18 protein-coding genes are annotated in these 19650 nt (G+C 70.9%); 9 read left to right on the top strand and 9 right to left on the bottom strand.

Translation table 11 applies throughout. From position 1 onward, the window contains the following. Window positions 1-13: 13 nt before the first annotated feature. From ruvB to ACT54X_RS18555, 5 genes are all read left to right on the top strand, one after another. On the top strand, window positions 14-1078 hold the full coding sequence (gene ruvB, locus ACT54X_RS18575) for a Holliday junction branch migration DNA helicase RuvB (protein ID WP_294370431.1): 1065 nt from the start codon (window positions 14-16) through the stop codon (window positions 1076-1078). A gap of 36 nt (window positions 1079-1114) precedes the next feature. Further along, complete coding sequence (gene dmeF / locus ACT54X_RS18570; protein ID WP_294370429.1) at window positions 1115-2113, top strand: CDF family Co(II)/Ni(II) efflux transporter DmeF; 999 nt, start codon at window positions 1115-1117, stop codon at window positions 2111-2113. Between the two features lie 136 nt (window positions 2114-2249). After that, window positions 2250-3125, top strand: coding sequence for a UDP-2,3-diacylglucosamine diphosphatase (locus tag ACT54X_RS18565; protein ID WP_476347768.1), 876 nt, complete (start codon window positions 2250-2252; stop codon window positions 3123-3125). Window positions 3126-3216: 91 nt separating this feature from the next. Continuing rightward, window positions 3217-4851 carry a peptide chain release factor 3 gene (locus ACT54X_RS18560; protein ID WP_354320060.1) on the top strand — a complete coding sequence of 545 codons (1635 nt, stop codon included), beginning with the start codon at window positions 3217-3219 and terminating at the stop codon, window positions 4849-4851. 14 nt (window positions 4852-4865) lie between these two features. Next, window positions 4866-5675 carry an HAD-IIB family hydrolase gene (locus ACT54X_RS18555; RefSeq protein ID WP_294372931.1) on the top strand — a complete coding sequence of 270 codons (810 nt, stop codon included), beginning with the start codon at window positions 4866-4868 and terminating at the stop codon, window positions 5673-5675. 5 nt (window positions 5676-5680) lie between these two features. Here ACT54X_RS18555 and ACT54X_RS18550 read toward each other — a convergent pair whose 3' ends face one another. From ACT54X_RS18550 to ACT54X_RS18515, 8 genes are all read right to left on the bottom strand, one after another. Then, window positions 5681-7120, bottom strand: coding sequence for an enolase-like domain-containing protein (locus ACT54X_RS18550; protein ID WP_476347766.1), 1440 nt, complete (start codon window positions 7118-7120; stop codon window positions 5681-5683). Between the two features lie 12 nt (window positions 7121-7132). Continuing rightward, a complete protein-coding gene (locus ACT54X_RS18545) occupies window positions 7133-7912 on the bottom strand; it encodes an ABC transporter ATP-binding protein (RefSeq protein WP_476347803.1) in 780 nt (259 codons plus the stop codon). A gap of 98 nt (window positions 7913-8010) precedes the next feature. After that, the gene (locus ACT54X_RS18540; RefSeq protein WP_294372894.1) at window positions 8011-9027 is read right to left on the bottom strand and encodes an ABC transporter substrate-binding protein; all 1017 of its coding nucleotides are present in this window, start codon (window positions 9025-9027) and stop codon (window positions 8011-8013) included. 64 nt (window positions 9028-9091) lie between these two features. Beyond that, window positions 9092-9862 carry an ABC transporter permease gene (locus ACT54X_RS18535; protein ID WP_114802329.1) on the bottom strand — a complete coding sequence of 257 codons (771 nt, stop codon included), beginning with the start codon at window positions 9860-9862 and terminating at the stop codon, window positions 9092-9094. A gap of 22 nt (window positions 9863-9884) precedes the next feature. Beyond that, window positions 9885-10949, bottom strand: coding sequence for a dihydrodipicolinate synthase family protein (locus ACT54X_RS18530; RefSeq protein WP_476347763.1), 1065 nt, complete (start codon window positions 10947-10949; stop codon window positions 9885-9887). A gap of 4 nt (window positions 10950-10953) precedes the next feature. Further along, complete coding sequence (locus ACT54X_RS18525) at window positions 10954-11841, bottom strand: GNAT family N-acetyltransferase (RefSeq protein WP_476347761.1); 888 nt, start codon at window positions 11839-11841, stop codon at window positions 10954-10956. After that, on the bottom strand, window positions 11828-12904 hold the full coding sequence (locus ACT54X_RS18520; protein WP_476347759.1) for an NAD-dependent epimerase/dehydratase family protein: 1077 nt from the start codon (window positions 12902-12904) through the stop codon (window positions 11828-11830). The genes ACT54X_RS18525 and ACT54X_RS18520 overlap by 14 nt, the downstream gene beginning before the upstream one ends. Before the next feature lie 146 nt (window positions 12905-13050). Further along, on the bottom strand, window positions 13051-13698 hold the full coding sequence (locus tag ACT54X_RS18515) for a TetR/AcrR family transcriptional regulator (protein WP_017761386.1): 648 nt from the start codon (window positions 13696-13698) through the stop codon (window positions 13051-13053). A 197-nt stretch (window positions 13699-13895) separates the two neighbouring features. On the opposite strand from ACT54X_RS18515, the gene ACT54X_RS18510 reads away from it, so the two are divergent. Then, window positions 13896-15338 (top strand): NAD-dependent succinate-semialdehyde dehydrogenase, encoded by a 1443-nt coding sequence (locus ACT54X_RS18510; protein WP_294372883.1) that lies wholly within the window; start codon window positions 13896-13898, stop codon window positions 15336-15338. Window positions 15339-15402: 64 nt separating this feature from the next. Here ACT54X_RS18510 and ACT54X_RS18505 read toward each other — a convergent pair whose 3' ends face one another. Continuing rightward, window positions 15403-16380 carry a tripartite tricarboxylate transporter substrate binding protein gene (locus tag ACT54X_RS18505; RefSeq protein WP_294372881.1) on the bottom strand — a complete coding sequence of 326 codons (978 nt, stop codon included), beginning with the start codon at window positions 16378-16380 and terminating at the stop codon, window positions 15403-15405. A gap of 207 nt (window positions 16381-16587) precedes the next feature. Between ACT54X_RS18505 and ACT54X_RS18500 the strand changes: the two genes are divergently transcribed. The 3 genes from ACT54X_RS18500 (at window position 16588) to ACT54X_RS18490 (ending at window position 19649) form a co-directional block, all read left to right on the top strand. Beyond that, window positions 16588-17409, top strand: coding sequence for a transporter (locus ACT54X_RS18500; protein WP_476347756.1), 822 nt, complete (start codon window positions 16588-16590; stop codon window positions 17407-17409). A 132-nt stretch (window positions 17410-17541) separates the two neighbouring features. Continuing rightward, window positions 17542-18195 carry a thermostable hemolysin gene (locus ACT54X_RS18495; RefSeq protein WP_476347754.1) on the top strand — a complete coding sequence of 218 codons (654 nt, stop codon included), beginning with the start codon at window positions 17542-17544 and terminating at the stop codon, window positions 18193-18195. Next, entirely contained in the window at window positions 18192-19649 is a 1458-nt protein-coding gene (locus ACT54X_RS18490) for an AMP-binding protein (protein ID WP_476347752.1), read from the top strand. Before ACT54X_RS18495 ends, ACT54X_RS18490 begins: the two co-directional genes overlap by 4 nt. Window position 19650: the final 1 nt, after the last annotated feature.

The following is a 19650-nucleotide window of genomic DNA, read 5'->3' as shown; positions in this document are numbered from 1 at the left end:
TTCACCCCGCGACATGTCCATCCACACCGACGACTTCGCCCCGGTACCGCAGCGCGTGGTGTCCGCGGCCCCCGCCTCGCCCAACGAAGAAGCCATCGAGCGCGCCCTGCGGCCCAAGCTGCTGCAGGAATACGTGGGCCAGGCCAAGGTGCGCGAGCAGCTCGAGATCTTCATCGGTGCCGCCCGCAAGCGGCGCGAGGCGCTCGACCATGTGCTGCTTTTCGGCCCGCCGGGCCTGGGCAAGACCACGCTGTCGCACATCGTCGCGGCCGAACTTGGCGTCAACCTGCGCCAGACCAGCGGCCCGGTGCTCGAGAAGCCCAAGGATCTGGCGGCGCTGCTGACCAACCTCGAGCCCAACGATGTGCTCTTCATCGACGAGATCCACCGGCTCTCGCCGGTCGTCGAGGAAATCCTGTACCCCGCGCTCGAGGACTACCAGATCGACATCATGATCGGCGAGGGGCCGGCGGCGCGCAGCATCAAGCTCGACCTGCAGCCCTTCACGCTGGTGGGCGCCACCACGCGCGCCGGCATGCTGACCAACCCGCTGCGCGACCGCTTCGGCATCGTGGCGCGACTGGAGTTCTACACCGCCGAGGAGCTCACGCTCATCGTCACCCGCAGCGCCGGCCTGCTCAACGCGCCCATCGACCCCGAGGGCGCCTTCGAGATCGCCCGTCGTTCGCGCGGCACGCCCCGCATCGCCAACCGGCTGCTGCGCCGTGTGCGCGACTATGCCGACGTGAAGGGCGATGGCCGCATCACCCAGTCCATCGCGCACAAGGCGCTGGCCATGCTCGACGTCGACCCCGAAGGCTTCGACCTGATGGACCGCAAGCTGCTGGAAGCGGTGATCCACCGCTTCGACGGCGGTCCTGTGGGCCTGGACAACATCGGTGCCAGCATTGGCGAGGAGTCCGGCACCATCGAAGACGTGATCGAGCCCTACCTGATCCAGCAGGGCTACCTGCAGCGCACGCCGCGCGGGCGCATCGCCACGCTGGCGGCCTACCGCCACCTCGGCGTGGCGGCGCCCAGCAGCCGCAGCGCCGACGGGGACTTGTTCGGCAGCTAGCCGGACGGCGGGGCGGCTGCCAGAATCGCCGCCGCCATGCATACCCACGACCTCAGCCCCTGGCAGCACAGCCATCAGTTCGACACCGGCAACCCCGCCGCCGAGCGCAGCACCCGCTGGGTGCTCGCCATCACCGCCGCCGCGATGGTCATGGAGATCGCCGCCGGCTGGTGGTTCAACTCCATGGCGCTGCTGGCCGACGGCTGGCACATGAGCTCGCATGCGGTGGCCATCGGCGTCAGTGCCTTCGCCTACACCGCGGCGCGCCGCCTGGCGCGCGACCGGCGCTTCGCCTTCGGCACCTGGAAGATCGAGGTGCTGGGCGGCTTTGCCAGCGCGGTCTTCCTGCTGGTGGTCGCGGGCCTGATGGTCTTCGGCTCGCTGGAGCGGCTGTGGTCGCCGGAGCCGATCCATTACCGCGAGGCGGTGATCGTGGCCGCGCTGGGCCTGGCGGTGAACCTGCTGTGTGCCTGGCTGCTGGCGGGCGCGCACGGGCATGACCACGGACACGGCCATGGCCATGGCCATGGCCATGGCCATGCACACGGCGGGCATGGGTACGGTCACGGTGAGCACGGACACGACCATGGCCACCACCACGACCTGAACCTGCGCTCGGCCTACCTGCACGTGCTGGCCGATGCCGCCACCTCGGTGCTGGCCATCGCCGCGCTGCTGGGCGGCTGGTTCCTGGGCTGGGCCTGGCTCGACCCGGTGATGGGCGTGGTCGGCGCGGTGCTGGTGGCCAACTGGGCGCGCAGCCTCCTGCGCCAGACCAGCGCGGTGCTACTGGACCGCGAGATGGACCATCCGGTCACCGAGGAGATCCGCGAGGGCATCGAGACCGGCCTGGCCGATTCGCACACCCGTGTGGCCGATCTGCATGTCTGGCGCGTGGGCCGCGGGGCCTATGCCTGCGCGGTGACGGTCGTCACGCACTCGCCCACACTGGACGCCGACGGCGTGCGCGCCTGCTTCTCGATGCACGAGGAAATCCGGCACTCCACCGTCGAAGTGCAGCGCTGCAGCGCCTGAGCGCCCGTCTCTGAACGGCGTGCCAACCGCGGGGCTCCGCGCCCACCGACGGTGGTGCTTACGGCCCGACCACCGTCACGCCTTCTTCGCGCGAACGCCACGAGGGCGTCACGCAGGCCGCCGATGCTGACGGCCCATGCAACGCGACGACGCCTTCCTGCGCGCCTGGCAAGACAACGCCGGTCGCCTGTCCGATGCCGGCGAGGACGAAGGCGGGGGCGAGCGCCCCGTGCTGCGCTTTCGCACGCTGTGGATTTCCGACCTGCACCTGGGCACGCCCGGCTGCCAGGCCAACGCCCTGCTCGACTTCCTGAAGAACACCGAGTGCGAGACGCTGTACCTCGTGGGCGACATCGTCGACGGCTGGCAGCTCAAGCGCCACTGGTACTGGCCGCAGGCCCACAACGACGTGGTGCAGAAGCTGCTGCGCAAGGCGCGCAAGGGCACGCGGGTGATCTTCATCCCGGGCAACCACGACGAGTTCGCCCGCAAGTACCTGCACCACAACTTCGGCGGCATCGAGGTCGCCGACGAATGGGTGCACGAGACGGCCGACGGCCGCAAGCTCTGGGTGATCCATGGCGACCTGTTCGACGGCGTCATCCAGTGCGCCAAGTGGCTGGCCTACGTGGGCGACTCGCTCTACGAATTCACGCTGCGCCTGAACCGGCATTTCAATTCGCTGCGCGCGCGCATCGGCCTGCCGTACTGGTCGCTGTCCAAGTACCTCAAGCACAAGGTCAAGCGCGCCGTGAGCTACATGGGCGACTTCGAGCAGGCCGTGGCCCGCGAGGCCGAGCGCCGCGGCATGCAGGGCGTGGTCTGCGGCCACATCCACCATGCCGAGATGCGCGAGATCGCCGGCATCCTGTACTGCAACGACGGCGACTGGGTCGAGAGCCTGACGGCGCTGGCCGAGCATGCCGACGGCCGGCTGGAGCTGCTCGACTGGACGCCCCGCGTGCGCCAGCAGGGCCGCCGCGCGGCGCAGCCCGTGCCGGCCCTGGGCTGATCGCCCGGCGCGAGCGCCGCCCCAAAGCCCCGGTCCGCACGGCGGGCGCGCTGCCGTCTGCGAAAATGGCGGGTTGCCCTGGAGCCCGCCTGTGTCCTCTCCCTACGCCGCCGAAACGCGCCGCCGCCGCACCTTCGCCATCATTTCCCACCCCGACGCGGGCAAGACCACGCTGACGGAAAAGCTGCTGCTGTTCTCGGGCGCGATCCAGATCGCTGGCGCCGTCAAGGGCCGCAAGGCCAGCCGCCACGCCACCTCGGACTGGATGGAGATCGAGAAGCAGCGCGGCATCTCGGTGGCCAGCTCGGTGATGCAGATGAGCTACCGCGAGCACGTGGTCAACCTGCTCGACACGCCCGGCCACAAGGACTTCTCCGAAGACACCTACCGCGTGCTCACCGCCGTGGACTCGGCCCTGATGGTCATCGACGCCGCCAACGGCGTGGAATCGCAGACCCGCCGGCTGATCGAGGTCTGCCGCCAGCGCGACACGCCCATCATCACGTTCGTGAACAAGATGGACCGCGAGGTGCGCGAGCCCCTGGACATCCTCGACGAGGTGGAGCGCGAGCTGGGCATGCCCTGCGTGCCCATGACCTGGCCCGTGGGCCAGGGCAAGAGCTTCGGCGGCATCATCAACCTGCGCACGCAGGCCATGACCGTGTTCGAGTCCGGCAGCGAGCGCCGCCCGCAGGACTTCGAGACCATCCCGCTGCGCGACACCGACAAGCTGCGCGCCCGCTTCGGCGCCGAGTTCGACAGCGCCCTGGAGAGCATGGAACTGGCCACCGGCGCCTCGCCCGAGTGGGACCACGAGGCCTTTCTCGCCGGCAAGCAGACGCCCGTGTTCTTCGGCTCCGGCGTCAACAACTTCGGTGTGATGGAGGTCCTGGACGCGCTGGTGGACCTGGCGCCCGCGCCGCGCCCGCGCACCAGCACCACGCTGGTCAACCGCCAGCCGGTGGTCAAGGAGATCCAGCCCGAGGACAAGGACTTCGCTGGCGTGGTCTTCAAGGTGCAGGCCAACATGGACGCCAACCACCGCGACCGCATCGCCTTCGTGCGCATCGCCTCCGGCAAGTACCAGCCGGGCATGAAGCTGCGCGTGCAGCGCACCGCCAAGGAGCTGCGGCCCACCAGCGTCGTGACCTTCATGAGCCAGCGCCGGGAGGCGGTGGAAGAGGCCTATGCCGGCGACATCGTGGGCTTCACCACCCATGGCGGCGTGCAGCTGGGCGACACCCTCACCGACGGCGCCAGCCTGCAGTTCACCGGCCTGCCCTTCTTCGCGCCCGAAATGTTCATGACCGTGGTGCTCAAGAACCCGCTGCGCACCAAGCAGCTGCAGCAGGGCCTGATGCAGCTGGGCGAGGAGGGCGCCATCCAGGTCTTCAAGCCCGAGGCCGGCGGCAACATGCTGCTGGGCGCCGTGGGCCAGCTGCAGTTCGAAGTGGTGCAGCACCGCCTGAACACCGAGTACGACTGCGACATCCGCCTCGAAGGCTGCCAGTACACCGGCGCGCGCTGGATCACGGCCGACACGCCAGCCGAGCTGCGCGAGTTCGAGAACGCCTACCCCATGCGCATGGCACGCGACGCGGCCGACACGCTGGCCTTCCTCTGCACCAGCCCCTACGACGTGCGACTGGCGCAGGAGCGCTTTCCCAAGATCCACTTTCATCCCCTGCGCGAGCACGCCGGCCTGGCGCTGCAGACGGCCGGCTGATGGGGCACGAGACGATGCGGCCGTTGGCCGACTGGCCCGAAGCCGCCCGCCGCGGTCTGGTGGGCGTGTTCACCGACATCGACGACACGCTGACCACCGACGGCGCCATCACGCCCGATGCCCTGGATGCGCTGGCTGCACTGCAGGCCGCCGGCCTGCAGGTGGTGGCCATCACCGGCCGGCCCGTGGGCTGGAGCGAGCCCTTCGCGGCCCGCTGGCCGCTCGACGCCATCGTGGCGGAGAACGGCGCCGTGGCGCTGGTGCCCGAAGGCACCTGGCAGCCGGGCTGTGTGCGCATGCTGCACAAGCGCTACCAGCAGGACGCCGCCACCCGCGCCGCCAACTTCGCGCGCATGCAGGCCGTGCTGGCGCACATCGAGGCCAGCATCCCGGGCGCGCGCCGCGCCACCGACAGCGCGGGCCGCGAATGCGACATCGCCATCGACCACAGCGAGTTCACGCAGCTGTCCGAGGCGCAGATCGACAAGGTGGTGATGGCCATGCGGCACGAGGGCATGCACGCCACCGTGAGCAGCATCCACATCAACGGCTGGTACGGCGAGCACAACAAGCTGTCGGGAGCGCGCTGGATCGTGCGCGAACTCTGGGGCCGCGACTTGGGCGCCGAGATGGAGCGCTGGGCTTACGTGGGCGATTCGACCAACGATGCGCTGATGTTCCAGGCCTTCGACCACAGCATCGGCGTGGCCAACGTGGCGCGCTTCGTGCCGCATCTGTCGCACCTGCCGCACTACGTGGCCGAGGGCGAGCGCGGCGCCGGCTTCGCGCAGGCGGCGCGCGACGCGCTGGTGGCCCGGCGCTGATCGGATCAGCCGGCCGGCCAGGCCGACGCGGGCATCGCCGGCGTCTCGTCCAACGTAGGAGACACCGTTGTGCCGAAGCCGGCCGCCGCGAGCGAGCCGACGGCCAGTTCGCCGCCCACGATCCGAAGCCGCGGGCCGGCGGGCGTGGCCTGGTACAGGTCGGGGTGTGCAGCGAGGAAGGCCTGCGCCTCGGCCACCGGCCGGCCCTGGAACCCGTCCACGAAGTGGTGCGCATTGCGCTCCACGTCGCCGATGCCCAGCCAGGCGACCAGGGCCAGGTCCTGCTGCAAGGCCAGCCCCGGCAGTGTGGTGAGGTCTTCCGCCGACATGAAGCAGGGGTCGGCCGGGCTCGCCGCGTTCCACAGCAGGCAGCGCGCCCGGTTCAGGATGGACTTGTAGAAGCCCTTGCAGGCCTTGGTCGAGACGCCGCGGTAGCCCAGTTGACGGGCGCGCACGAAGGCGTCCAGTTCGCCGTCCGACTCGTCGATGAGCAGCGGCGGCAGGCTGTGCAGGTCCGGCAGCGGCGCGGTAAGCGCACGGCCGCGGGCGATGGGTTGCTCGATGAAGCGCACGGCGGCGCACAGCGACACCAGCGCGGGATCGGCGCGCATCTGGCGCCACAGCGCGAGCACGGCCGCGGCGTCCTCGAACTGCTCGTTGCCGTCCAGCGTCACGGCCCAGCCGGGCGGCTGGGTGTCGAGCAGCGCCGCGATGCGGCCCAGGCGTGGGAGGTCGGCCCCGGGCTGGCCGGAGAGCTTGATCTTGAAGTGCCGGTTGCCGTAGGCGGCGATCACCTCTTCCAGCGTCTGCGGCAGGCCGTCGTGCACCTGGGCGTCGGCGGCCACGTCCGCGGCGGTGATCGGGTCGAGCAGGCCCACCGTGTGGCGAGCGGCCAGGCGCCGCAGCGGTTGCTGCCCCGCCAGGAAGGAGGGCAGGTCCAGTCGCGCCAGGTCGGGCGCCACGGAGGCGGCCTCGATGCCGGGCAGGTTGGCGTGCAGCGCCTGCCAGAGCCCGACGCCTTCCAGCCGGCACAGCGCGTCGAGCACCGCCCGGTCGAGCAGGGCCGGCCCATAGCTGGCCACCAGCGGATTGAGCCCCCGGCGTGCCCCGGCCTGCTGCAAGGGGCCGTGGTGCTGCGCGAACAGGGCGAAGGCGCTCAGCGGCGGCGCGGCCAGGTAGGCCTCGCGCGCCTGCTGCAGCGAGGCGCGCAGCTGGTGCTGGTTGTCCTCGTCCGACAGGCGTGCATCCTTGTCGAACCACTTGGCGGCCAGGGCGTCGGCCGCGAAGCCTTCGCCTTCCCGGCCGTCCGGTAGCCGGATGCGCAGCCGCACGATGGCCTGCTGGCCGCCCGTGACCGTGATGGCCCCGAAGCGAAAGGGCAGGCGCATGCGGTAGGTGGACTCGAACAGGTCCACCGCCGTGACGCGAAGGCGCGGCGCGTCCATTGGATGCGCCGCCTACCAGTGCGGCCCGTCGCGGCCTTCGTCGCCGCGGCCGGCGCTGCCGGACAGCTCGGTGTAGATGCGGAAGGCCAGTTGCCCCAGCTCGGGCGTGGCCCGCGTCCGGGCGGTGCGTGGGCGGGCGATGGACACGTCGTGGATCTCCGCCACGCGGCCCGGGCGCGGCGACATCACCACCACCCGGTCGGCCAGGAACACGGCCTCGGGAATGGAGTGCGTCACGAAGACGATGGTCTTGCGCGCGGCGCGGGGCTGGTCCTGGCCCCAGATGCGCAGCAGTTCCAGGTTCATGTCGTCGCGCGTCATGGCGTCGAGCGCGCCGAAGGGCTCGTCCATCAGCAGGATGGGCGGGTCCAGGATGAGTGCGCGGCACATCGCAGCGCGCTGCTGCATGCCGCCGGAGAGTTCGCCGGGCCGCTTGCCGGCAAAGTCGCCGAGCCCCACCAGCCGCAGCAGTTCATGCGCGCGCTCGCGGTAGCGGGCACGGTCCAGGCCGGCGAGCTCCACCGGCAGCAGCACGTTGTCCAGCACGCTGCGCCACTTCAGCAGCAGCGCCGCCTGGAAGACCATGCCCACCTGTGGAATGGGCTTGTCCACCGGCACGCCCTGCACGCGCACCTGCCCGCTGGTCACCGGCCGCAGCCCGGCCATGGCGCGCATGAGCGTGGACTTGCCGCAGCCGCTCGGCCCGACCAGCGCGACGAACTCGCCCTCGTGGATGGACAGCGAGATGTCGCGCAGCGCCTCGACCGGGCCGCTTTCAGCGGGGTAGACCATGCCGGCATGGTCGACCTCGATCAGCGGCCGCGCCGTGCCGGGGCCGGGCGGCGGGGAAGCGGTGGAGGCCATGCCGATGCCGCCTTCGTGACGCGCGCTCACTTCGCGGCCAGCGGCAGTGCCACCTTGGCCAGCAGGCCCTTGGTGTAGACGGCCTGGCAGTCCACCTTGCGGGGCAGCCCCATGTAGGTGTTGACGATGTCGACCGACGCGCACATCTTCTTGTCGTCGATGGCGCCCAGGCCGTTGTCGGCGAAGTTGCGGGTGCGCATCAGATCGAAGCCGAGCAGCATGTTGGCGCGGATCACGTTCACGTCGATCTCCGGCACCCGCTTCTTGTAGATGGCCAGGGCCTCCTCCGGGTTGCTCATGACGTCGCGCCAGCCCTGGTACGAGGCCTCAAGAAAGGCCCGCAGCTGCTGGGGCCGCTCGGCGATGGTCTTGTCGCTGGCCATGAGCGACATGGCATACAGGTCGAAGCCATGGTCCGCCCAGGCCATGCGCACCACCTTGCCCTCGCCCATCGCCTTGTCGTAGAAGGGCTGGCCCGTCGTGTAGTCGGCCACCCCATCCATGCGCTTCTCGGCGATGGACGCCACCTTGGCCGTGGGCTCGATGTTGACCCAGGTGACTTTCTGCGGGTCGATCCTGTTCAGCCGCGCGAAGGCCGGAAAGGCCAGCCGCTGGCTGTCGCCGGCCGGCGCACCCACGGTCTTGCCCTCGAGGTCGGTGGGCTTCACCAGCGGTGCGTCGCTGCGGCTGAAGAAGGTCATGGGCGTCTTGTCGAAGACGATGCCCACGATCTTGACCCGCGCGCCGCGCGAGACGGCCGAGATGATCGGCACGGCATCGGCCAGGCCGGCGTCGGCGCGGCCGGTGTCCACCTTGGCGATGGCGTCGCCCGAGCCCTTGGAGGCCTCGATGCTCACATCCAGGCCGCGCTGGGCGTAGTAGCCCTTGTCCAGCGCCACCCAGTAGGCCGCGTGGTCGCCCACGGCGAACCAGTTGAGCGCCAGCGTGAACTTCTCCTTGGGCTGGGCGAGGGCCGGGCCGTGGGCCGACAGCAGCGCGAGGCCGGCCACGGTGGCCTGCAGGGCGGCGGAACGAAGAGGCATGGCAGCTTCCTTTCTGGGGAGGGAGGACGAAGCGGTGAAGGAGGATTCGGGAATGGGCGGCGCCTCAGCCGGCGCGGTCCTCGGCCCAGGGCGCGAGCAGGCGCGACAGGCCGGCCACCAGGCCGTACAGCAGCAGGCCCAGCAGGGAGATCCACACCAGCGCGGCGAAGGCGGCCGGCGTGTTCATGCTGCTCTGCGTGGTGATGATCACGTAGCCCAGGCCCTTCTGCGAGGCGACGAACTCGCCCACGATGGCGCCCACCACGGCCGAGGTGGCGGTGACCTTCAGCGCGCTCAGGATGTAGGGATAGGCATTGGGAATGCGGATCTTGAGGAAGACCTTCCACTTGGGCGCGCTGAACACGCGGCCCAGGTCCACCAGGTCCTGGTCGATCTGCGTGAGGCCGACAGCGGTGTTGATGACCACCGGGAAGAACCCGATGAGCGCGCCGATCAGCATGTTGGGGAGGATGCCGTAGCCCAGCCACATCAGGAACAGCGGCGCGATCGCCACCTTGGGCAGGGTGTTGACGAAGACCAGGAAGGGCGTGAGGGCCCGCGAGAGCCCGGGCGACCACGCGATGGCCATGCCCAGCAGCACGCCGGAAGCGCCGGCCAGCACGAAGGCGCCGAGGATCTCCACCGCGGTGATCCAGGCATGCTGCAGCCACGGGATCTCCTGGCTCACCATGGCCTGCAGCACGGCCCCCGGGCTGGGCAGCAGGTACTCGCGGATGTCGAAGACCGACACCGCCAGCTGCCACAGGAGCACGAAGCCGACGAAGATGCCCACGGCCGGCAGGTAGTGGGCGAGGGCCTGGCGCAGACGGTGCATGCGGCGTTCCTGGAGTGGGGTTTCAGCGGAGCCAGCGGTCGCGGTTCGCGGCCACGAATTCGTCGTCGGACAGGTCGGCGTGCTCGCGGCACACGCGATCCAGCGCGTCGGCCTGGCCGGGGCTCAGACCCTCCTGCGGATCGAGGCACCAGATGCCTTCGAGCAGGCCCTGGCGGCGCAGGATCTCATGGCAGCCGGCGATGCAGCCGCGGAAGTCGTTGGCGACGTCGAAGAAGGCGCTGTTGCAGTCGGTGACGCGGCTGTCCAGTGCCAGCAGCTCGGCCGGCACGGCGCCGGCCGCGACCGTGGCCTGGCAGCGTTGCAGCAGCTGCACGGCCTTCTGCGTCCAGACCGACCAGTGCCCCAGCAGCCCGCCGCGAAAGCGCACTGTGACCGGTGCGCCGTCGCGCATCACGGTGAACGGCGTGAGCAGGTCCAGCACGATGTGGTCGTCATTGCCGGTGTAGAGCGTCACCCGTTCCTCGGCCCGTGCCGCCACCAGGCCGCGCACCACGTCCAGGGTGCGGTATCGGTGGAAGGGCGCCACCTTGATGGCGACCACCTGCTCGATGGCCGCGAAGCGGGCCCAGAAGCCTGCGCTGAGCACCCGGCCGCCGACCGCCGGCTGCAGGTAGAAGCCCACCAGCGGCAGCTCGGCCGCCACGGCCTGGCAGTGGGCGATGAGTTCGTCCTCGCTGCGGTCGCTCAGGGCGGCCAGGCTCAGCAGGCCGGCGTGGTAGCCCAGCTCGCGCGCCAGCCGGGCCTCGGCCCGGGCCTGGGCGGTCGGGCCGCACAGCCCGGCGACGAGCGCGAGTTCCCGCTGCGAGCCCATCCAGTCGCGGGCCGTCTCGGCCGCCAGCCTCAGCACCGGCGCGTACAGCCCCCGCTCGCGGATGGCGAACTGCGTGGTGTGCACGCCCACGGCGAGGCCGCCGGCGCCGGCGTCGAGGTAGTAGCGGGTGAGGGCGCGCTGGCGGCGCTCGTCCAGCTGTCGCTGCGCATCCAGGGCGAGCGGGTGGGCAGGAATGGCCAGGCCGCGCTGCAGCAGCTGGCGGGCATGGGTCACGGCGTCGTCGGCAAGAGGCATGGGGTCATCCGAATTCGGGGCCGGCCACGGCAAAGAGAGCGGCCGAGGGTTGGGTCACGCAGTCGGGCAGGGTCTGCGCCCGCGCCATGCGCACGAAGGGCCGCTGCACGGCGAAGCCCTGGGCGCCGAGCCATGCGCGCAGGGCGGTGTGGGCATCCGGCACGTCGATGAAGACCGGGCCGTCCAGTTCGGTCAGGGCGGTCTGCAGCAGCGCCTGGGCCTGGGCGTTCGTGGGCGCCACCAGGGGGCCGATCTGCCAGGCCCGCCGGCCTTCGCGCGCGATGACGAAGGCCGAAGGGCCGCCGTCGCCCGCCCGCAGCCACGTCCGCGTGCCGCGGCGGGCCAGCAGGTCGCGCAGCAGCAGGCCGCGCGTGAGGCCGCTCGCGTTGCGGTCGAGGGTGGTCAATGCGTCTTCGTCGTCGCCGCTGGCGGGCCGCACCGCGCTGTCCACCACCGGGGCAGGATGTCGGCCGGCCTCGCCCGCCCAGCGGCAGAAGCCGAAGCCGGGGCGGAAGCCGAGGCGCTCGTACACCGCCTGGCCGGCCGGCGTGGCATCGAGGACGGGGGTGAGCCGGTGCTCGTCCAGGTGTGCCAGCGCCTCACGGAGCAGGTCGCTGGCCAGGCCCCGATGGCGCCATTCGCGGTCGACCAGCACCATGGAGATCCAGGCCAGTGGCCCATAGGGCAGCACGGCCGCGGTGGCCACCAGCTCGCTGCGTGCCGTGCGCCGGCCGATGGCGACGCCGTGGCGCGCGAAGAAGGCCCAGTCGTCGGCCGTCTGGTTCCAGCCCGCGGCATCCGACAGCGCCACGCCGGCGAACACGTCCGCGTCGCCCAGCCGCACCGCGCGCGTCGGCTCGGCGTCGGCGCGGGTCGCCTCAGAAGGCGCCATCCCGCACCTCGAACTTGGTCGGCTTGTGCAGGCTGGGGCGTTGCTGGATCACCCAGTCGGCCACCCAGTCGAGCATCGCGCCCAGCGGCACGACGGGATAGCCGAAGAGGCGGGTGGCCTGCGTGGTGTCCGACAGCAGGGCGGTGGGCGCCTCCTGCCCGCTCACCCGCACCGGCACGTCCATGCGGCGGGCGAATTCCTCGACCAGCCAGCGCACGGAGAGGGTCTCGGGGCCGGTGCAGTTGATGGGCGAGGGCGGCGTGGTGCAGTGGCGCAGGCTGCGCAGCGCCTGGGCATTGGCGTCGCCCTGCCAGATCACGTTCACATGGCCCATGGCCAGGTCGATGGTCTCGCCCCGGTGCACCTTGGCGGCGATGTCGTGCAGCACGCCGTAGCGCATGTCGATGGCGTAGTTGAGGCGGAACAGCCGCCCCGGCGTGCCATGGCGCGCGCCGAAGTACTGGAACATGCGCTCGCGGCCGATGCAGGACTGGGCGTATTCGCCGATGGGCGCCGGCGGGGTCAGCTCCGAGGCCCCCTGGCGCCCGACCGGCGTCAGCGGATAGATGTTGCCGGTGGAGAAGGCCACGATGCGCGATTCGCGGAAGGTGTCGGCCACCAGCGCCGGCACATGGGTGTTCATGGCCCAGGTCAGGGCCTGGTTGTCCTTGGCGCCGAACTTGTGGCCGGCGGCGAAGACGATGTTGGGCACCTTCGGCAGGGCCTGCAGCGCGTCGCGGTCGAGCAGGTCGCAGGCGATGGTGTGCACGCCCCAGGCCTCCAGCTGTTCGCGCACCGCCGGGTCGCTGAAGCGGGCCACGCCGATCACGCGCTTGTGCGGCGCGGCGTTGCGGGCCAGCCGGGCCAGCGTCGGGCCCATCTTGCCGGCCACGCCCAGGATCATCAGGTCGCCTTCGACCGCGGCCAGATCGTCCATCAGGGCCTGGGTCGGACGGGCCAGGAAGGCATCCAGCGCCTCCACCGAATCGAAGCGCTCGGGCAGTTGCGTGGGGTCCAGCAGGGCCGCGGACGCAGGCGCCGCGGGGGAAAGGCTTGGGCTCATGGGTGACTCCGCGGCACCGGTTCCGGCGCCTTGGAGATGCACTGTAGGCACCGCTTCCGATGCTGTCAACCGTTTGGTTGAAAATGGGCGAATGGCAGGTGGGGCCGGCTGCAGGCCCGCGGGGCCCGCGCCAGCAAGGGGCACCTTCAGGGGCGCAGCCCGGCCATGGCAAAGCTCACCACATGGGCGCGGTAGGACTCGACGGCCCCGCCCTCGCACAGGTCGCGGCCGAAGATGGAGGACAGGGTCAACCGGTTCGAGAAGAAGAAGTACGACATGCCGGCAACCGACACGTACAGCTCCACCGCATCGATGCCGGCGCGGAAGACGCCCGCCGCCATGCCGCGCGCGAGCGTCTGGGCGATGAGCTCGATCAGCGGGGAGTTGGTGTCGCGGATCGCCGCCGAGTCGCGCACATGGGCGGCGCCGTGCGCGTTCTCGTGGTTGAGCAGCCCGATGAAGTCGGGGTGGCGGGCCAGGTAGTCGAAGGAGAAGCCGATGAGCGCCGCCATGGCGGCGGTGGGTTCCATGTCGCCGAGGTGCAGGTCCCGCTCCAGCGAACGGATCTCGGCGTAGACCGCTTCCAGGGCGGTGCGGTAGAGGTCTTCCTTGTTGCCGAAGTAGTAGTACAGCAGCTGCTTGTTCACGCCCGCCCGTGCCGCGATCTCGTTGACGCGGGCACCGGCCAGGCCCTTGGCCGCGAACTCGGCGCGGGCTGCCTCCAGGATGGCCTGCCGGGCCGCGTTGTGCGAGCTGTCGTCGGCGACGGGGGCTGCGGCGCGGCGTGCGGTCATGGCGAAGGGGGCGGGAAGAAGGGGGAGGCGATTATCCGCGGGGCCTCGTGCCGCCCGGACTTGCGCGCGCGGCCCTGCGACCGGCGTGGCGAGCGGGTAGCATTGTTCGTTCTCTCCCGCCTTGCGGCACTTCGCCGAGCCTCTCGGCCCTGGCCCCTGCCGCTCCTCCCGACCGACCACCAAGGACGACGACGCGCATGACCGCTTCCTATCCCAACACCCAGCTCCTGATCGCCAACGAATGGGTCGATGCCGCCAGCGGCAAGACTCTGGACGTGATCAACCCGGCCACCGGCCAGCCCATCGGCAAGGTGGCCCATGCGGGCAAGGAGGACCTGGACCGCGCCCTGGCCGCGGCGCAGAAGGGCTTCGAGGCCTGGCGCTTCACGCCGGCGCACGAGCGCGCCGCCCTCATGCGCAAGGCCGCGGGCCTGGTGCGCGAGCGCGCCAACGAGATCGCGCCGCTGCTGACGCAGGAACAGGGCAAGCCCCTGGCCGAGGCCCGCATCGAAGTCGTGGCCGCCGCCGACATCATCGAATGGTTCGCCGACGAAGGCCGCCGCGTGTACGGCCGCATCGTGCCCTCGCGCAACCTGGCCGCGCAGTCGCTGGTCATCAAGGAGCCGGTCGGCCCCGTCGCGGCCTTCACGCCCTGGAACTTCCCCATCAACCAGGTGGTGCGCAAGCTGGGCGCCGCGCTGGCCGCCGGCTGCTCCTTCCTGGTGAAGGCGCCCGAAGAGACGCCCGCCTCGCCCGCCGCCCTGATCAAGGCCTTCGTCGACGCCGGCGTGCCGGCCGGCGTGGTCGGCCTGGTGTTCGGTGATCCGGCCGAGATCTCCAGCTACCTGATCCCGCATCCGGTGATCCGCAAGATCACCTTCACCGGCTCCACCCCGGTGGGCAAGCAACTGGCCGCGATGGCCGGCCAGCACATGAAGCGCGCCACCATGGAACTGGGCGGCCATGCGCCGGTGATCGTGGCCGACGACGCCGACATCGCCCTGGCCGTCAAGGCCGCCGGTGCCGCCAAGTTCCGCAATGCCGGCCAGGTCTGCATCTCGCCCACGCGCTTCCTGGTGCACAACAGCATCAAGGCCGAGTTCACCGCCGCGCTGGTCAAGCATGCGCAGGGCCTGAAGGTCGGCGACGGCCTCGCCGAAGGCACGTCGATGGGCCCGCTGGCCAATTCGCGCCGCCTGACGGCCATGGCCAACGTGGTGCAGGACGCGCGCGCCAAGGGCGCCAAGGTGGTGGCCGGCGGCGAGCGCATCGGCAGCGAAGGCAACTTCTTCGCGCCCACCGTGCTGGACGACGTGCCGCTGGACGCCTCGGTGTTCAACGACGAGCCCTTCGGCCCCGTGGCGGCCATCCGCGGCTTCGACGCGCTCGAGGACGCCATCGCCGAAGCCAACCGCCTGCCCTTCGGCCTGTCCTCGTATGCGTACACGCGCTCGATCAAGAACGCGCACCTGCTGTCGCAGCGCATCGAGGCCGGCATGGTCTGGATCAACCAGCCCGCCACGCCCACGCCCGAGATGCCCTTCGGTGGCGTCAAGGATTCCGGCTACGGCTCCGAGGGCGGCCCGGAGGCCGTGGAGGCTTACCTCAACACCAAGTCCGTGACCATCATGGCAGCCTGAGCGACCCCATCGCTCAGCAACAGAAAGGGCCGCATCGCGGCCCTTTCTGTTTATGGCGTCACGCTCACTGCGGCTTGCCCAGCCCCAGCTTGTCGATCACGGCCTTCTCGCGCTCCACCGTCTCGCGGGCGAAGCGGGTGTAGTCGGCGCTGCCCATGTAGATCGGCACCATGTCGTACTTGGCGAGCGAGGCCAGGTAGCTGGGTTCTTCCATCGCCTGCTTGAAGGCGTCGTGCAGCTTCTTGACCACCTCGGGTGGCGTGCCGCGCGGGGCGCCGATGCCGAAGGGCGAGTTCTGCACGATGTCGTAGCCCAGCTCCTTGAGCGTGGGCGCATCCGGGAAGCGCGCGAGGCGCTTGTCGCCCCAGGTGTTGAGCACGCGCATCTTGCCGGACTCCACATAGGGCGCCCAGCCGGTGCTGTCGGCGCCGGCCATCAGCTGGCCGCTCATCAGCGCCAGCGTGAGGTCGGCGCTGCCCTTGTAGGGCACGTGCTGCAGCTGGATGCCGGCGCGCTGCGCCACCAGCTCGGTGGTCAGGTGCGGGCTGGTGAGCGTGCCGGTGGAGCCGTAGGTGAGCTTGCCCGGATTGGCCTTGGCATAGGCCACGAAGTCGGTCCAGTTCTTGAACGGGCTGTCGGCGGGCACCACGATGCCGAAGGCGTAGCCGGTGACGTTCAGCACGTAGCTGATGTCCTTGATCGGGTCCCAGTTGATCTTGGTGGTGTAGCCCAGGCGGAATACGCCCAGCGGAATCTGCGCCAGCGTGTAGCCGTCGGGCTGCACGGTCTGCAGCTGCTGCGCGGGCAGCGTGCCGCCGGCGCCGGGCTTGTTGTCGATGATGACCGGCTGGCCCAGCACCTTGCTGGCGTTCTCGGCCAGCTGGCGCATGGTGATGTCGGTCGGACCGCCGGCCGGGAAGGCGATGACGAGGCGGATGGGTTTCTCGGGGAAGGCGCGTGTGGCCTGCTGGGCCTGCGCGCTCAGGGCGGCAGTGCCGAGGGCGGCGAGCATGAGCGCGCCGAGGAGGGGGCGACGGTGCATGGAAGAGGTCTCCGGGTCTTGCTTCGTAAGGCCGGCCATTAGGCGGGACGCGGGGCCGCGCGGCAATCGGTGGAGGCCCCGTCGAAGGGGCTTTGCTGTAGCCAAGGTGACGCGCCCTCCTGGGCAGGCGCGGCCATGTCGCAGAAGCCGGATTCATGAAGAGTTCACTCCTCCTGCGTCCAATGCGCAGCGCTTGTCCCGACCACGATGAAGAACACCCAGAACCTGCCGGCGGCCTCGCCGCTGCGATCGACGCCAGGGCGGCGCACAAGCCTTGTGGCGCTGACATTGCTGCTGCCCGGCTTGGCCGCGCAGGCCATGCAGCCGCTGATCACCGACGACACCGGCACCCAGGGCGCCGGCGTGCAGCAGATCGAAATGGCCGCTGCACGCGCCCGTCGGTCGACCGGCCCGGCGCGCCAGGCCGGCGACAGCCTCTCGGCCACCTACACCTATGGCGTCACCGACACCGTCGACCTCTATGCCGCGCCCACCTTCCTGCGCATGCAGGCCGACGGCAGCCGCACGAGCGGCTGGGGCAACACCGCCTTCGGCCTCAAGTGGCGCTTCTACGAGAACGAGGCCACCGGCACCAGCCTCGGCATCAAGCCCGAGTTCGTCGCGCCCGTGAGCAGCCGCCGCGAGGCGCGAGGCCTGGGCGACGGCCGCAGCTCGGGCCAAGTGACGCTGCTGCTGAGCCAGCAGCTGCCCTTCGGCGCCCTGCACGTCAACTATGCGTGGGGCCGCCAGCGCGACATCGATCCGACGGCCGGCGCCATCAACCGGCGCCTGTCCATGGCGCTGGTCTGGAACATCGCCGACGACTGGAAGCTGGCCGCCGATGTGGGCCTGCAGCAGCGCCAGGGCGTCGACGCGACGCGCCAGCGCACGCGCTATGCCGAGCTCGGTGTGGTCTACAGCCTGGGCCCGCGCTGGGACCTGGCGGCCGGGGTGGTCCGCGCGCGGGACGACCAGCAGCCGGCGGTCCGCACCATCACCGGCACGCTGGGCCTCACGGGCCATTTCTGAGTCATCTGCCGGTCAGCAAAGGGCGCGGAACGCCGCCCCGCACTTAATTTGGCGTTAAGCGCGTCCGCAGACCATCACGGCCATTCGTCAACCTGCGCAGTGGCTTTTCTGCCGCCGCGACACGGACCACCCATGCGCCTGTTCTCTCCTCTGGGCGATGCCATGCCGACATCGCCGATCCCCTCCGCCTTTCCCGTGGCGGGCCATCTCACGCGGCATCCGGAGGCCGACCCGCAACGTGCCGCGGTGGAGCAGAGCATCCGCGAGATGTATGCCCAGCGCTATGGCGCCCTGGTGCCGGCCTTCGCGCCCATGCTGCTGGCTCTGCGCGAGGGCAGCCATGTGCTTGCCGCGGTGGGCTACCGTCGGGCGGATGAAGGTCCGCTCTTCCTGGAGCAGTACCTTGACGCGCCCGTCGAGTCGCTCATTGCCGCGCATGCCGGCCGCCCCGTGGACCGTGCGGGCATCGTGGAGGTCGGCAACCTGGCCGCCCCGCGTGGTGGCGAAGGCCGCCGCCTGGTGCAGCTGCTCGGGCCCTACCTGATCGGCGAGGGCTTCGACTGGGTCGTGGGCACCGTCACGCAGGAACTGCGCGCGATGCTCGTACGCCTGGGCGTGGCCCCGTTCACGCTGGGCCGCGCCGTGCCCGATGCGCTGGGCGACCAGGCCCGCTGCTGGGGCAGCTACTACGACCACGAGCCGGTGGTGATGGCCATCCACCTGCGGCGCGCCCTGCGGCACTTCATGACGCGCCGCGCCCGCCTTGCCGCCGGAGGCCGCGCATGACCGCCACTTCGCATGACCCGCAGGCCATCACCCTCGACGACGGCATCCGCACCTGGCGCGCGGCCGACGTCGATGCCCAGGCCGCCTCGCTCGCGCAGCGACTGGCCGCGCAGGGCACCCGCGTGCTGGCCACGCTCATGGACAACTCGCCCGCCTGGGTGATCGCCGACCGGGCCGCGCTGCGGGCCGGCATCGTGCATGTGCCGCTGCCCGCCTTCTTCACGCCGGAGCAGATCGCTCATGCCATCGGCGCGTCGGGCGTGGACACCGTGCTCACCCTTCCGCCCGTGGCCGCCCGCTGGCCGCAGGCGCCGGCCGTGCCGTGCGAGATCGCCGGCCAGCCCTTCACGATGCTGCGCCTGCCCGCGCGCAAGGTGCCCATGCCGCCGGGCACGGCCAAGATCACCTTCACCTCGGGCACCACGGGCGCACCCAAGGGCGTGTGCCTGACGGCCGCGTCCATGCAGCGCGTGGCCGATGGCCTGGTGGTGGCCATGGCGCCGCTGCAGGTGCAACGCCACCTGTGCGCGCTGCCCTTCGCCGTGCTGCTGGAGAACATCGCCGGACTGATGGCGCCCCTGACGGCCGGTGCCAGCTGCATCGTGTTGCCCCTGCAGGATGTGGGACTCACGGGTTCGTCCAGCTTCGATGTCGCCGCCTTCCACGCCGCCGTGGTCCGGCACCAGCCGAACAGCCTGATCCTGCTGCCGCAGATGCTGCGGGCCTGGGCGGGCTATCTGGCGCAGACGCGGCAGCGCGCACCCGAGTCGCTCAAGCTGGTGGCCGTGGGCGGCGCCGCGGTCGGCGTGGGCCTGGTGCAGGCTGCGCGTTCGCTGGGCATACCGGCCTACGAGGGGTATGGCCTGTCCGAAGGTGCCTCGGTGCAGACACTCAACCTGCCCGGCTGCGACCGGCCGGGCAGCGCCGGCGCTGCGCTGCCCCATGCCCGCCTGCGCATCGCGGCCGATGGCGAGATCGAGGTGGCCGGCAGCCTGTTCGCCGGCTACCTGGGCGATGCGCGCGCGCCCGGCGAATGGTGGCCGACGGGCGATCTGGGGCATCTGGATGCCGACGGCTTCCTGCACGTGGATGGCCGCAAGAAGAACCTGCTGATCACCGCCTTCGGCCGCAACGTCTCGCCCGAGTGGGTGGAGACCGCCTTGCGCGGCCATCCCGCCATCGGCCAGGCGGTGGTCTTCGGCGATGGACAGCCGGCGCTGTCGGCGGTGCTCTGGCCGCTGGCGGCCGATGCCGACGATGCCTGGCTGCAGGCGGCCGTCGATGCCGCCAATGCGCACCTGCCCGATTACGCGCGCGTCCAGCGCTGGGCCCGCGCCGTCGCCCCATTCACGGCCGAGTCCGGCATGGCCACTGCCAACGGCCGGCCGCAGCGCGCGGCCGTGCTGGCCCGCCATGCGCAGGCGCTGGAACTGCCCGCGCCTGCCCTTGCCTGAG

It is taken from the genome of Pseudacidovorax sp. DMC4 (assembly GCF_056314265.1).
Note: the sequence above shows the minus strand (reverse complement) of the source record. Positions and strands in the feature narration are given on the sequence as shown.